General features: G+C 42.1%; 14 protein-coding genes. 2 read left to right on the top strand and 12 right to left on the bottom strand.

The window, feature by feature from the left end:
- Nucleotides 1-47 precede the first annotated feature (47 nt).
- The 9 genes from JZI27_RS23610 to JZI27_RS23570 form a co-directional block, all read right to left on the bottom strand.
- On the bottom strand, nt 48-623 hold the full coding sequence (locus JZI27_RS23610) for a Tn7 transposase TnsA N-terminal domain-containing protein (protein WP_280209600.1): 576 nt from the start codon (nt 621-623) through the stop codon (nt 48-50).
- 92 nt (nt 624-715) lie between these two features.
- Entirely contained in the window at nt 716-2,068 is a 1,353-nt protein-coding gene (locus JZI27_RS23605) for a helix-turn-helix domain-containing protein (protein WP_280209599.1), read from the bottom strand.
- Nucleotides 2,069-2,466: 398 nt separating this feature from the next.
- Entirely contained in the window at nt 2,467-3,054 is a 588-nt protein-coding gene (locus tag JZI27_RS23600; RefSeq protein WP_122911158.1) for a YdhK family protein, read from the bottom strand.
- A 136-nt stretch (nt 3,055-3,190) separates the two neighbouring features.
- Nucleotides 3,191-3,814, bottom strand: coding sequence for an NAD(P)/FAD-dependent oxidoreductase (locus JZI27_RS23595; RefSeq protein WP_122911157.1), 624 nt, complete (start codon nt 3,812-3,814; stop codon nt 3,191-3,193).
- A gap of 60 nt (nt 3,815-3,874) precedes the next feature.
- The gene (locus JZI27_RS23590) at nt 3,875-6,307 is read right to left on the bottom strand and encodes a heavy metal translocating P-type ATPase (RefSeq protein WP_122911156.1); all 2,433 of its coding nucleotides are present in this window, start codon (nt 6,305-6,307) and stop codon (nt 3,875-3,877) included.
- 32 nt (nt 6,308-6,339) lie between these two features.
- Nucleotides 6,340-6,540 carry a copper ion binding protein gene (locus JZI27_RS23585; protein ID WP_122911173.1) on the bottom strand — a complete coding sequence of 67 codons (201 nt, stop codon included), beginning with the start codon at nt 6,538-6,540 and terminating at the stop codon, nt 6,340-6,342.
- A gap of 257 nt (nt 6,541-6,797) precedes the next feature.
- Nucleotides 6,798-7,118: a metal-sensitive transcriptional regulator gene (locus tag JZI27_RS23580; RefSeq protein WP_276330142.1), complete on the bottom strand. Its 321-nt coding sequence runs from the start codon at nt 7,116-7,118 to the stop codon at nt 6,798-6,800.
- Nucleotides 7,119-7,223: 105 nt separating this feature from the next.
- The gene (locus JZI27_RS23575; RefSeq protein ID WP_122911155.1) at nt 7,224-7,601 is read right to left on the bottom strand and encodes an urease accessory protein UreH domain-containing protein; all 378 of its coding nucleotides are present in this window, start codon (nt 7,599-7,601) and stop codon (nt 7,224-7,226) included.
- Nucleotides 7,602-8,009: 408 nt separating this feature from the next.
- On the bottom strand, nt 8,010-8,459 hold the full coding sequence (locus JZI27_RS23570) for an urease accessory protein UreH domain-containing protein (protein WP_122911154.1): 450 nt from the start codon (nt 8,457-8,459) through the stop codon (nt 8,010-8,012).
- A 151-nt stretch (nt 8,460-8,610) separates the two neighbouring features.
- Here JZI27_RS23570 and JZI27_RS23565 point away from each other — a divergent pair, with 151 nt between their 5' ends.
- On the top strand, nt 8,611-8,949 hold the full coding sequence (locus tag JZI27_RS23565; protein WP_122911153.1) for a four-helix bundle copper-binding protein: 339 nt from the start codon (nt 8,611-8,613) through the stop codon (nt 8,947-8,949).
- A 155-nt stretch (nt 8,950-9,104) separates the two neighbouring features.
- Here JZI27_RS23565 and JZI27_RS23560 read toward each other — a convergent pair whose 3' ends face one another.
- Together JZI27_RS23560 and JZI27_RS23555 are read right to left on the bottom strand one after the other, a co-directional pair.
- A complete protein-coding gene (locus JZI27_RS23560; RefSeq protein WP_338068339.1) occupies nt 9,105-9,953 on the bottom strand; it encodes a F510_1955 family glycosylhydrolase in 849 nt (282 codons plus the stop codon).
- 378 nt (nt 9,954-10,331) lie between these two features.
- Nucleotides 10,332-11,384 carry a cell wall-binding repeat-containing protein gene (locus JZI27_RS23555; protein ID WP_280209596.1) on the bottom strand — a complete coding sequence of 351 codons (1,053 nt, stop codon included), beginning with the start codon at nt 11,382-11,384 and terminating at the stop codon, nt 10,332-10,334.
- Nucleotides 11,385-11,564: 180 nt separating this feature from the next.
- Between JZI27_RS23555 and JZI27_RS23550 the strand changes: the two genes are divergently transcribed.
- Nucleotides 11,565-13,289: a multicopper oxidase family protein gene (locus JZI27_RS23550; RefSeq protein WP_183185291.1), complete on the top strand. Its 1,725-nt coding sequence runs from the start codon at nt 11,565-11,567 to the stop codon at nt 13,287-13,289.
- A 214-nt stretch (nt 13,290-13,503) separates the two neighbouring features.
- Here the strand turns inward: JZI27_RS23550 and JZI27_RS23545 are convergent, their stop codons facing one another.
- A complete protein-coding gene (locus JZI27_RS23545) occupies nt 13,504-13,743 on the bottom strand; it encodes a hypothetical protein (RefSeq protein WP_280209593.1) in 240 nt (79 codons plus the stop codon).
- Nucleotides 13,744-13,863 lie beyond the last annotated feature (120 nt).

The following is a 13,863-nucleotide window of genomic DNA, read 5'->3' as shown; positions in this document are numbered from 1 at the left end:
CCCCTCTGTTCTTCTGATACCAGCTTAACAGGATAAGGGGGTATGACTCAAATCCAATTTCGGGGCTTAAGAGAGAGTAAATAATCCTCTAAGAATCGAATGTTACTTAAATAAACCCAGTTAATGTCTTTAGATGATCGAACACGGAATGATAATCCGTACTGTTCTGCATACGCTTCTGCTGGTGGCATATACCATGTACCATCTTCCGATCTCCTATAAAGATACGGCTTTTCAACACTAAGTTTGATTAGATCTTCCTCCTTTTTCCATTCCTCCCATCCAATAAAATCTTCACTGATCACAAAAAAATCTGGAGTATACGTGCGTCCATGATTTTTCCCTTGATCTTGATACCGGATCGAGAACGCTGGGGGCTGATCATAATATTCATAGACGCTTTCATCATGCTCTTTCTCATATATTGCCGCAAGTTCAACTGTGTGGCTTTCAAATTGAATAGTAACCCCCATCTTTTTACTTGGATAAATCCCAGGGGTATTACCACGACCACTGCCCACCCTGCGTGATGGTTCTGAGCTACGAATCCTATCTATCAGTTGCCTTGTTCTGGTATCTAAACCCTTTCTTACAAACAAGTTGACCAGATTAGCTGGAAGCATTGTAATTCACCTACCAATCAATAATTATCCGAATAGTCGAACTCTATCACTGATTAGTATATCAATTTTCCGATTTTTCAGGAAGTAATTAACTAGCAATACTTCCCTGCATTTAACTCATCGAGATGATTCTTTATCTCACTTTCTCTAAAAACTGCCGGTTTTTTCATGTCCTGTTCTAATTTCTTTCTTCCTGGAGCTACACCACTAGATAAGGATCTCATATAAGTCCGTGTAACTTCCCTCTTAATGCTCCTAACACGAATACATTTTTGTTTCTGTAAGTATTTCTTCCATTTCACTGCTTGCATTTTGCACAGTGTTGGAAGGTATTTATAGAGTGTCTTCTTGTTGCAACTTACAGCATTGGCCAAAGCTTGGACATGCATACTTTCTGTTTTAGCATCCTTTACAATTTTTCTAGTTAATACGCTGATTTCGAATAACGGTAGTGTAGTTATATCTTTATTCTGTTTCTTTATCCTTCTAGAAAATATGACTGGAGCGTGACCCTCGTTATTACTGCCTTTATAAAAATTAACAATGTTAATTCCAAATTTGTTACAAATCCCAATTACCTCAGTAACTGAAGGTAGATTTTTACCTGTTATCCATCCCCAAAAAGTTGTTTTAGGTACATTAAGCTTACGCGCTATTTGTGTTGGAGTAGATTTTTCCCGAGAAACGATACTTTTCAGCGCGGTAATGACTCCACTTCGCAGAAACATTCCTTCACTGCAAAGCAATTCTTCAATCATTGTTGCTTTCATATCACTCTCAAAATCAATAGTATCAACAGCAGTTATTTTTTCATCGCCTAACCTGATACTGCAGTGGCAGCAAAATCCGGGACGACTTCGGCGTTCCAAAATTAAAGCTGTTTTAAAACAATTTGTGCAAACGCTTCGTAGCTTTAATCGATGAGTTCTGCAAATGGTAACTGATTGAATAAGCCAAAGTAAGGGCTCATAAACGATCGAATTTGACAAGAACATTTCTTTATAACAAGCTGGGCACCAAGACTTCTTTGTTTTCAACAACCCGCGTTGCGAGATAGTATTTGCAAACCTATGAAAGGTCAGATTATGGAGGTGAGAGTTACCCGTTAATTCATTTAGCATATTAGAAAACTCAACTGCCGCCTTCGAGGTCCCATTCATCATATGAGCGGTGTCAAAAAAACCGTTTCCACCTCTTTTGGATATCTCATTTAAATAGTGTTTATCTAAATACGGTACCATTACTTCCGTAAATAATTTTCCTGTTGTGATTCGATGTTCCACCGCTAACCTTGAAATATACCCCGAGAGGCTTTCAACCATTGGAGATCCGATACCAATTGGCTTCAATGAGAAAAGCTGAGATATATCATTTTTACTGCACACTAAATCATTCCAAATTTCAAAATTATGATATGTCTCCATTGCTGATTTGTCTATTGTCATGGTTAATTTCCCCTTCCTGTATCCCTAGTTGTTAAGCATTCTTCCCAGATTGGCACCAAGTTATATTGAATTTTAAATATTAAATATTTCATTTGTGATAATCTGGGTGATGTTTCATAGCCAACTCATAAACCCACCACTTCAACTCATCATCGGTTTTGAGCTGGACTCGATATTGTTTCCAAAGGAGTTGTTCAGATTGAAAAGTAATTTTACTATTCAATCTCCTGAAGTGAAGCGCGTTTCTTGAAAGAAGCGATGGATGTTCTTACTGATTTAACAACCATCTGGGCGGCTAAAACCTTGGATCAATGAATGAAATGCCCATACTATTTCTCTTGATCAAAAAAAGAAACCAGTCAATATTAGACTGGTTAAACATGTGATTGATACGAATGTTATTTTGGAGAAAGTTCACTTTCTGTGACCCATTTATGATTTTTTACCTCTTCTCCGCCAGTGGTCGGGACGAAATCAACCATATAAACTGTTGTTTGTTCGGCAGTATCGATGGTAGCAGTAGCGCCTTTCATCCCTTTCATGTGATCTGCTTCTACGGTCACTTCAGTTCCCGGTTTAAGCGGTTCTGTTCCATGATCCGCAATTTCTTCATGGATAATCCATTTATGGTTGGTGACTCTTGGTCCACCTGTTGTGGGTGTATAGGAAATGGTGTAGACTGTTGTGTCATATGCCCCAACGATGGTAGCAGTAGCCCCTTTCATCCCTTCCATATGGGCATCTTTGATGATTGCTTGGCTGCCAACTTTATAAGTCGGATTGGTTGCAGCTTTGAGTCCTTCTGGGACTTCAGCTGAACCAGAATGATTCATATCCCCATGATTCATTCCTGCATGATCTGTACCCGGATTGGCATTTTCTTGATTTTGGCTAGGTTGGTTGCCTTGTTTCGCATTATTTCCACATGCAGTTAATGTGATAATGGAAACTACACTCAATATCATGAACAGTTTTCTAACACACATAACATTCCTCCATTTCCGTTGTTGTTGGTTTTATTATGATACCTAACTGGAGTATTTTATCCAGAATGCTTTAACCATCTAAAACTGTCATTCCTGTACTTCAAAAACGGTTTGCTGTTATGCTTGGAGACAATCTCTACCCCAGAGCAATCTTTTTTAATTGGTCTAAGGTAATTCGCTCAATGAACTTGCTGAATACTTCTTTCCCTTTCGCATTTCTCTTATAGAAGTCAATGACATTTGTAATGACAGGAACTAATTGTGCTTCAGATAACCCAGATACAAGAAGTTTCGCAAGACTGGCTTTGAGACCCTTGGCTTCTCCTCCAACATAGATGTCAAACGAATCGCGCATTTTAACAACGCCAATGTCCTTTAACAATGGTTCACTAGTGCCAAGTGCACAGCCTGCATACCCTACTTTGACTGGTGTGGGTGTTTCAATGCCAGCAATCGCCTTATTTATTCCTTTAGCGGTCTCAAGACCGGCTTCTTCGGCACCTTTACAAAAGTTGCAAACAATCAAACTCTTTGTGACGAAGCCCGCAGGGTACACCTCTAGACCAGAACGCTGCAGTTCTTCCACAATAACTTCACGTCGTTCAAGTGGAATTTCTAGATAGAGTTGCTTAAAGGGCGTCATCTCAATTACGGCATCTTCTCCAACTATCTTTGCCATTGTAGCAAGTTGCTCCGGTGTAAAAAGACTTCCTCCTACTTGTATGGCAGGGGTAACGGCAATTTTCGCTTTCTCACCCATAACTCGATTTCTCCTCTCCTCATTTTCATGGCCATTTTTCGTGATTCATTTTTCTACAGATCACCGTATTTTTACACGCTGTAATCGAAGAGCATTAAGCACAACAGATACCGAACTTAATGCCATTGCTGCCCCGGCCACCCAAGGCGCGAGTAAACCAATTGCAGCGATAGGAATTCCGAGCGAGTTATAGGCAAGTGCCCAAAATAGATTCTGCTTAATATTACGCATGGTTTTTCGGCTCATATAGATCGCATCAGGGATGCTGGACAACTCTCCGCGCATGAGTGTGACATCTGCTGCTTCCATCGCAATGTCTGTTCCTGTCCCAATCGCCATACCAATGTCAGCTGTTGCAAGGGCAGGAGCATCATTGATGCCGTCCCCAACCATAGCTACTTTTTTGCCTTGCGCTTGCAATGTTTTTACTTCCTGTGCTTTTCCTTCCGGCAAAACTTCTGCAAGGACATGATCAATGCCAACTTGTTCTGCAATAGCCTTTGCAGTACGTTGATTGTCCCCTGTAATCATGATTACCTGGATACCCATTTCCTTCAGACGTTTAACGGCATCCTTTGACGATTCTTTGATCGTATCTGCAACAGCAACGATACCGGAGTACTGATTGTTGATCGCGACCAGCATAGCCGTTTTTCCTGATTCTTCAAGACGTGACATGGACTCATAGGCTGCCTTGGCATCCACCCCGAATTTCTCCATTAAGCGTCTTGTTCCGATCAGTACTTCTTTGCCTTCCACCATAGCTTGAATGCCATAGCCTGGGATTGCCTCAAATGATTCTGTTTGCGGCAATGAGATGGCTTTTTCTTGAATTCCGATTACAATAGCTTCTGCCAGAGGATGTTCCGAATTTTTCTCGGCTGCTCCCACAACCCTCAGGAATTCCGTCTCATCTCCGTCTGTGATGACATCCGTTAGTTCCGGCTTTCCTTTTGTGACAGTCCCTGTCTTATCGAGAATGATTGTATCAATTTTATGTGTTTGTTCTAAATGTTCTCCGCCCTTAAATAGGATTCCTAATTCGGCAGAACGTCCAGATCCAGCCATAATGGAAGTAGGAGTTGCCAAGCCAAGAGCGCATGGGCAGGCGATCACCAAAATCGCGATCGCGATTTCCAGAGCTCCGGCAAAATTGCCAGGGGTTACGTAGAAGTACCAAACAAGAAAAGCTACGATGGCGATACCGACAACGATTGGAACAAAAATCCCCGAGATGACGTCAGCGATTCTTTGTATTGGTGCTTTGGATCCCTGAGCTTCTTCTACAACTTTGATAATCTGGGCAAGAGCCGTTTCCTTACCCACTTTTGTTGCTTTGACTCGAAGTACTCCATTTTTGTTAACGGTGGCACCAATCACGGCATCACCGGGCTTCTTCTCTACGGGAATGCTCTCACCTGTAAGCATGGATTCGTCTACAGTCGATATTCCTTCCACTACTTCTCCATCAACAGGTACTTTATCTCCTGGCCGAACAAGGACAAGATCGCCAACGATTACTTCATCCACTGGAATAGAGATCTCTTGACCTTCACGTACGACGATTGCGGTCTTTGCTCGCAATCCCATTAAGGATTTAATGGCTTCTGATGATCTTCCTTTGGCAAGAGCCTCGAACAGTTTACCCATAATTACAAGGGTGATTAGGACAGCACTTGTTTCGAAATAAAGAGCTGGCGCGTGGTGTGATTCTCCATTGCCTACAGACCAAGCTATCGTCTGATATACGCTGTAAAAATAGGCTGCAGACGTACCCAATGCAATCAATACGTCCATATTTGCACTACCATTGCGTAAGGCTTTGTAAGCACCCACATAGAACTGTCTACCAACGTAGAATTGGACCGGTGTAGCCAGAATAAGCTGAAACCATGGGTTCATAAAAATTTCTGGCGAATAGATCCAGGAAGTGAAGGAAAAGTGACCTACCATGCTCCATAATAGTGGCAAAGAGAGGATAGCTGACAAGAGCAATTTGCGTTTTTGATTCTGGATTTCTTTACCACGGTGATCTTGGGTCGCTTCCTTCTCGTTCTTCAAGATGGCTTTATAACCGAGTTGATTTACTTTATTTTGCATATCGGTTACTGATACTTCGCCAGGAGAGTACTCGACATGAGCAGTCTCCATAGCAAAGTTTACGGTTGCCTTCGTAACACCCGGAAGCTTATTTAATCCTTTTTCAATTCGGTTGGCACACGCGGCACAGGTCATACCTTCCAATTGGAAATCGATTACTTCTTTTACCGTACCATACCCTAATTTCTTTATGCTCTCTTCAAGGCGTGTCACATCAACTTTCGCTGGATCAAACACAACACTTGCTTTTTCCATGGCGAAATTCACATTCGCATTCGAGACACCTTCCAGTTTATTCAAACCTTTTTCGATTCGAATGGCACATGCAGCACAAGTCATGCCGGTGATCGGCAAGTTAACTTGTTTATTCCCTTGGGACGTAGCAGCTTCCATACCAAGTATTCCTCCTTTTTTATCGTAAGCCGTTACACAACCTCGTAACCTTGCTCCTCAATGGCTTCTTTGATTGCATCCATCTTGATTTTTTCTTCATCAAATGACACTTCTACGGTGTTGGTAGTAAGATCTACTTTTCCTTCAACTCCGATCAGTTTTAGAGCACCTTCAATGGAATTTACACAATGCTGACAGCTCATTCCTTCAACATGTAAAGTAACCTTTTTCATACCAATCGCTCCTTTAGGTTTTTTAATGATGGTACCTATAAAAGATTTCATACTCTGTCATGGTCTTTTTAAGTCGAATTTGTCCTCCCCATATAATCCCCCAAAATGTTTCTCAGGTAGGCGTTTGTTAGATTGGGGTGCATTTCCAGTATGATTTACAACTTCAATATACCCCCCCTGTGTATGCGCTGTCAACAACTTTTTACTATACCCCTGTACCCTATATTAAAGGTTTAAAAGGAAGCAGCATGCAGCTGCTATTTCATCAGTTTCGTGATACTTGTCATAAGTTCTTTTAACACTTCCGTGTCGCCTTCCTGGATTCGTTCCATCACACAGCTTTTCATGTGATGTTCCAGTAGCAGTTTTCCCACACCGTTAAGGGCGGATTGAACTGATGCAATCTGATTCAGCACATCATCACAGTACGTATCCTTTTCAATCATACCCTTAATGCCTCGAACTTGACCTTCAATTCGATTCAAGCGAAGAATCATATTGTTTTTGACTTGATCGGAATGATGACTTTTACGCTCTGTTTCTCCATGGGAACAACATGTATGCTCTACGTCACTTATATTTTTATCAAGTTGTACGATTTCCGTATTCAAAAAGTATCAACTCCTTTTCGTTCATTATACAATACCTATGTACCCTATTTCCAGTGATGAATGTCGGTCCCTTTACCAAAAAATCAAGAAATCCGAAATTCCAAGGAAAATAATGATGGTTCCAGCCAACTTTTGAATACCGGTTCCGATTCGTTTCGTCTTGTTCATCATCCTTGCCCGGTCACCGACAAATGAAAGAATCAACAAAACCACAAATAACGGTATTGCCGTACCTATTGCAAAAATAATGGGAACGAATATTCCGATCGAGCTTGAGAGCATTAATGGCACCGCAAGTCCAAAGAAGACCCAGAACATGGTAGGACAAAAACCTAATGAGAATGTAAAACCCATTAAAAAAGATTGCGTTCCTCCATCGAAACGTCCTGCAAACTGGTTCATTTTCTTTGTCAATGAAAGGGGCGCTTGTATGGAAGGTGTTAATACCAATACATAATGTCCAATGTAAGACGGAGCATGTTGTCCGAAATTAGACAGTAAATGTGTCCGATGCCTATATTGAGTGCCCAACCGATCAAACAATTGATGACTGATTTTGTCCGAAAATTCGTCTTTAACCGCTTACAAAGGGGCTGCTGAGCTAAATTGGCCATTTCGCACATTGAATAGGACATTGACGGCCGACTTGCCGCAAGGCAGAAGCCGATCTACTTCCCCTTCCGTCCCCTAAAGGGGAAACGCAGGGAACTCCGTCCCCTGCACCCCATCGCTCGCCGCGTGGCGGGCCAGCAACGGTTTGCTGGCAGCAATCAAGCGTGGGAGGATGGATTCACCAGTCAAGGCTAAATAAACGCTTCGCGGCCTTGACTGGTTTACTTGAAATGGTCGGTCATAACATCAAATTTTGGACACTTGAAACCACCAACTTTGAGACATTATGAAGTAGCAGAAACAGGAAGGTAACCGGACCCATCCGATCATATACAATCCGATTAGAATAAACAAAGGTGCCAATAATTTTCTTGCCCATTGAAAGAGTGGAATGGCGTCTGAAGATAGCTCTTTCCCAAACAGGAAGACGATCCCGCCAAAAGCGGAATAGACAACCACTTTTCCTAAAATAAACATGAATAGGCTGATCCCAAAAGTTCCTTTTCCAAGAGTTTTTCGTCCAAATACGGTGAAGGCAGCAACATTAGCGGAGAGCTGACAGGGAGCAAAAGCACCAATCACGCCAAGCAGGAGCGCGCCAATAATCGGAGCTTGTTCACCCATACTATAGTACAAATTAGAAAATGGTGAAGATAACCATGATCCTAAGTGGGATAAGTACGAAAACCATTCCATTTGTGCCTCTTCTCCCCCCGAATAGATAATATACTGCCTAACACTTACGTGAGAAAATCAAACGCAGGCTTGCTAATGGAAATATAAGAAGAATAATTCTTTGCTCGGTTATCATACTACTACTGAATAACGATGAGGGAGGATTTTAAACATGCCTGTTGCAGTTTCGAACATGTACCAACAATGCATTGATGCCTGTATGAAATGTCTGCAATCCTGCGAACAATGCCTGACAGCTTGCCTCCAGGAACCGGATGTACAGAATCGGACGAAGTGTATCCAACATCTACGGGATTGTATTGATATTTGTGCCCTGTCTACTCAGTTCATGGCACGTAATAGCCACTACGCGAAACAATTGTGTGGAATCTGTGCAACGATCTGCGATGCATGCGCAACTCATTGTGCTATGTACAAAGATCCGCATTGCCAAGAATGTGCAAAAGTATGCCGTGAGTGTGCTGAGCACTGCCACAATATGGCGTCTTAATCAAAAGGGAAAGGCGGTTGCCTTTCCCTTTTTCATTCTACGGTCTCATTCATCGATGAAGAATGATGGTTTCCCCTTCTTTACCCCACAACAAACTAGATACATGATATTCATTTGTGTGTTATTTCTATGACTGTATCTATTTATGGCTAACGTCACTCACCATCTGTTATTACCTTTCCTTGCTCAGCAATCCTTTTCCAGTCCAAGCCTTGGTTATCGGATATATAGACGTCTTTCTTAAAAGTCACAAATGACAGTTCATTCTTGTTTGAGGGGTTTTGCGCAATATAAGCAATGGCGTCTTCTGTTAGTGTAGGAATGGGGAGTTTTTCAGCCTTCCTATTTTCCACGTTCATCTTTTGTAAATTGGCGTTGTTTTGGTACCCTCCCATGAACAAATCGCCTTCCTCATTAAAGAGCAGTGCCGTAGCTTGTCCATTTGTAACCACTTTCTCAAAATGGTTGCCATTATCCTTGGAAAGATACACTCCGGTAGGTGTTCCAAGAGCTACAATAGCGTCTTTCGATGGATGAACAGCCAAAGAGATTGGTTCTTCCCGAATGCCGTTACTTTGACTTTTCGTCCATGTCTTTGCGTCATCTGTCGAAAAATAAAGTCCAGGCTCGTCCATTATCGAATTGGCTTGAGGATTCATTGCATATATCACGTGGGATGAGTATCCAACTGCCAAGAGATGAAAGTCGGTTTGTCCGTCCAGGACGAGTGTTTGTATGGTTTTTCCTCCATCTGTACTTTTCACAATCCCAAGTGGATTTTTTAAGGCAGAACCTGGTGCCGGATGTCCACTGCTGTAGAATCCATCACTTGATGGGGCAAAGCCCATATAGTCATGCTTTGGCCCTTCTGCCGCCATCCAACTTCCATCTTCATAGATTCGTAGACCATCATGGGCTGGTATGATCATTTCTTTGCCATCTGGAGAATAACCCAGTCCATGCGCATGCATCAGATCCATGGACTCTTCGCTATCGCCACTCATCAAGGTGATTACCCCGATTATAGACACTAGCAAGATGGAAGTGGCTACACTCCATTTCAAATACTTGGCGGTAACGGATAGCTTCACCCGTTTTTCCCGATCTTCCTGTGCTTTCACATTCTTCAGTTGCTCCATTTGCCTCTTGGTGACAATTAACCATGCAAAAAGGATGAGCGTTAGCAACGCAATCCCAACCAGTGTGAGTCCCATGTAATTCTCCTCTCGAACGTAACCAGATTCTGTTCCATTCTAATCGGTAGTTGTGAAGAAAATATGTTGATAATAAGGAGTTCCTGTGTCCATGTTGAGGACCTCCAATACGTTAGTTCTTCTGATCACGAAAAAAGCACCTTTTTAGGCGCTTTTGAAGAACAAGTGTTACATCGTAGGAAAAATGATGCTCTCTTCAATCTCAATCTGCGTTCGATAATCAATGGAATGAAAATCACCGAAAACGAACCCGTGCATGAATGGTGGCTGAGGTAGCTTTTTCCTTTCAGGACGTAAAAAGCGAAGATATTCTTTTACATCTCTTGGTAAGCTGTCTCTTTGTGTCAATAAAAGTGGCGCGTGTTTTCCAAGATGTGAGAAGAGTCCAGAGATGATCGCATGTCGCCAATCCTTATGATTTACGAAAGAAAATGCATTTCCGTTTTTTTGATTCCGATTCCAGCCCAATTGGGTTTCTTCGTCAAAAAATCGAGAGAAACGTACGGATAAATCATATGGCGATGCTCCTGTTAACCGAACAACTTTACCCCTTGTATAACGATGCAAGGATGCTTCCACATGTTGCGAGACGGTTTCAAAAGTGCCGACAATATACACATTCAGATCGGGGTGCATCGAGAAGAAATGTTGAATGGGCGCCGGTACATTGTTTTTCTCTGTTAGTAGAACAGGGATTCCCTGATGCATGGAATAATTTGGAACAAACATCGTTTCGGCGAATGTTTCGCCTGAAAGAAGAAACACGTTTTCTCTGCCTTGTTGGGCAGCCGACGGATGCAGCAATCGAAATTGCGAAACCTCCAATGAAGTCTGATACGGATCCTGATTTCCGATTCGATAGGTAGACAACCCTAATGCTTGAATCTCACGTTGTACATCTGAGTTTACTGGACCAATTAATAAGACTTGTGCTGGAAGCTGGTTACCTATCGGGGACAATCGGAGCATTTCATTTTTTACTTCCTCATTTAGCTGATCTGAAACCAACATCATCGGTGCTTTGTTCGGGTCATGAACGAGGGACGAAGCGGTAAAAGCATATTGGAATTGCGAAGCCGGAGCTACTGTAATCGCATTGGGTCTCCAGTGAACCATTGTAGTTGGATAACCAGGGTATATCATTTGAAACGCATTTGTCATCACCGATAATATATCTTCGCCCCAAATTCTTGTTGTATCAACCGTATTTCCACTAAACAACCTGAACACCTCCCCCAAGTTTATATATATACCCACCTGGGCTTCCTCAGAAGAGAATTCCTACTTCGCAAAGCATCTCCTGGACCAAAAAGCTTGGGTTCTCCCATTGTTCGTGTATCTCCATCTTTTCTTCACAATCGTATGATATTCTTCACCTAGAATTCAAAAGGAGGTTTCAGTATGATTCGTAAAATAAGGACAAAAAAGTGGATCGCACTACCTGTTGTGCTAACGGGCGCACTTGTTTTGTCTGCATGTTCAAATAGTGCTCAAAACGATATGGCAGGACATGACATGTCGAAAATGGGATCTACGAGTGCGGCAGAAACGACAGAGCCTACAAAAATGACTGCCTCAGCCGATCCAAAATTTGAAGTTCTTACCGGCAATTCCTTTACCCTAACAGCCAAAGAAAGCATGCTTATGCTTGATGATAATACCATGAAAACCGCTTGGACATATAACGGAACCGTGCCAGGACCGCAATTACGAATCAAGCAAGGTGAGACGCTGAAAGTAGTGTTGAATAATGAGTTGCCGGATCCGGTAACCATACATTGGCATGGGTTACCAGTCCCCAATAATATGGACGGAATCCCCGGTGTAACCCAAAATGCTGTAAAACCGAAAGAGAGCTTTACGTATGAATTCAAGGTAGATGTACCGGGTACTTACTGGTACCACTCCCACCAGGATGGTGTCAATCAGGTCGATAAAGGCTTGTATGGAACGATCATTGTTGAGCCTAAAGACGCCGAAGTTGTTGATAAAGACTTCACTCTTGTGTTGGATGAGTGGATGGAAGACGACAGCATGGCCGAGATGCATGGTGGTGGAGGTGCGAAGACAAGCGACAGTAATAGTCACTCTGATCAAGGCAATATGGACATGAGTAACATGAATCATGGTAATTCTGGTTCTGGTATGGACATGAGCAACATGAAACATGGCAATTCTGGTACCGGTATGGACATGAGCAGTATGAATCACGGCGATTCCAGTACTGGCATGGACATGAGCAACATGAGCGATGCTGAAATGATGCCGTTGATGTACACCATCTTTTCCGCGAATGGCAAGACTGGATCCGCCATTCAACCTCTTCAAGTGAAAGAGGGAGAAAAAGTGAGAATCAGACTGGTTAATGCGGGATATCTCTCCCATAAAATGTACTTGCCGGGTCATGAATTTAAAATCGTTTCGACGGACGGGCAACCGATTAACAACCCACCTTTGATCAAAGACCAGTTGCTCAATATTGCTCCAGGTGAGCGGTATGATATTGAGTTTGTCGCAAATAATCCAGGTAAATGGCTACTTGAAGAACATAGTGCATTTCCCGGTGCAAAATCACTGAAAATCCCGATTGTCTATGAAGGGTCAGAGAATGCTTCAGTCAAACCCGTGGCAGGAGATTTCCCTCTGATTGACATCACAAAGTATGGCGAAGCAGCGAAAAGTACCTTCTCGCTTGAAGGTCAGTACGACGTTGAATATACGATGGATCTCAATACTGTAATGGGCAATGGAATGACATTTACTATCAATGGTAAAACATACCCTGACGTCCCTCCCCTCAATGTAAAAGAAGGGGATTTGGTAAAGGTAAGAATGGTGAATAACTCCAAAGAGGACATTCATCCGATGCATTTGCACGGTCACTTTTTCCAGGTACTCAGTAAAGACGGAAAACCGATCTCTGGGTCCCCATTGCTAAAAGACACATTAAATCTTTTACCTGGCGAAGAATATGTCGTTGCTTTTAAAGCAGATAATCCTGGGAACTGGATGTTCCACTGCCACGATCTGGGGCATGCTTCTCAAGGGATGATGTCCGAAGTGAAATACGATGGTTTCAAACCCGATTTTACAATCGATCCAACTGTCAATAACAAGCCAGAATAAAAAAAGAAGTAAGGATAGGAGCGAGTTTTCCTATCCTTTTTGTGTTGATTAATATTGACTAATTTTATGAAAAAGCTGCGGTATAAGACCTTGAAAATGAAGTCTTAGACTGCCGCAACTGTTTTGATTTGTTATTCAATAAATGATGCCAGTTGGTCTCAATTCGATCGGCGTGTGTCACCAGCGATTTACAGTTCGACTTTCATACAAACATTCAATCTTCGTATTCTACTCCAAACTCTTCGTACTCAATGTTTTTTTGAACATCTACAAATGCATGACAAATTTCATCAACGAGTAGCGACATTACTTTACCTACCATCAATCGTTCATAAGAAGGATACACAGTCAATAAACAAGTAGTGATTTGACTCAGAGATAGACTCGTATTTTGCCCCGGATCAGCAAGTCCATAATTTGATGCTCCGGCTAATAGTAACTTACTCTCTTGCATTACTCCTAATGAATAAGAACTAGCTTTTGGCCCTAAATGTATATAATTGAATCAATTTCATAATTACCCATCTTAAAAATATACAGACTGTCCCAATCTCTTCTTTATCCTTTTTTAAAA

The sequence above is a fragment of the Brevibacillus sp. AY1 genome (genome assembly GCF_029870785.1).
Lineage (GTDB): Bacteria > Bacillota > Bacilli > Brevibacillales > Brevibacillaceae > Brevibacillus > Brevibacillus invocatus.
This window is presented reverse-complemented; position numbering and strand designations above follow the sequence as displayed.

Excerpts from the sequence above, each read along its gene's own strand:
- JZI27_RS23570 (WP_122911154.1), bottom strand. The coding sequence starts at position 8,459 with ATGGAATGGTTTTCGTACTTATCCCACTTAGGATCATGGTTATCTTCA.
- JZI27_RS23595 (WP_122911157.1), bottom strand. The coding sequence starts at position 3,814 with ATGGGTGAGAAAGCGAAAATTGCCGTTACCCCTGCCATACAAGTAGGA.
- JZI27_RS23605 (WP_280209599.1), bottom strand. The coding sequence starts at position 2,068 with ATGACAATAGACAAATCAGCAATGGAGACATATCATAATTTTGAAATT.
- JZI27_RS23610 (WP_280209600.1), bottom strand. The coding sequence starts at position 623 with ATGCTTCCAGCTAATCTGGTCAACTTGTTTGTAAGAAAGGGTTTAGAT.
- JZI27_RS23560 (WP_338068339.1), bottom strand. The coding sequence starts at position 9,953 with ATGAGTGGCGATAGCGAAGAGTCCATGGATCTGATGCATGCGCATGGA.
- JZI27_RS23550 (WP_183185291.1), top strand. The coding sequence starts at position 11,565 with ATGATTCGTAAAATAAGGACAAAAAAGTGGATCGCACTACCTGTTGTG.
- JZI27_RS23585 (WP_122911173.1), bottom strand. The coding sequence starts at position 6,540 with ATGAAAAAGGTTACTTTACATGTTGAAGGAATGAGCTGTCAGCATTGT.
- JZI27_RS23565 (WP_122911153.1), top strand. The coding sequence starts at position 8,611 with ATGCCTGTTGCAGTTTCGAACATGTACCAACAATGCATTGATGCCTGT.
- JZI27_RS23600 (WP_122911158.1), bottom strand. The coding sequence starts at position 3,054 with ATGTGTGTTAGAAAACTGTTCATGATATTGAGTGTAGTTTCCATTATC.
- JZI27_RS23545 (WP_280209593.1), bottom strand. The coding sequence starts at position 13,743 with ATGCAAGAGAGTAAGTTACTATTAGCCGGAGCATCAAATTATGGACTT.
- JZI27_RS23590 (WP_122911156.1), bottom strand. The coding sequence starts at position 6,307 with ATGGAAGCTGCTACGTCCCAAGGGAATAAACAAGTTAACTTGCCGATC.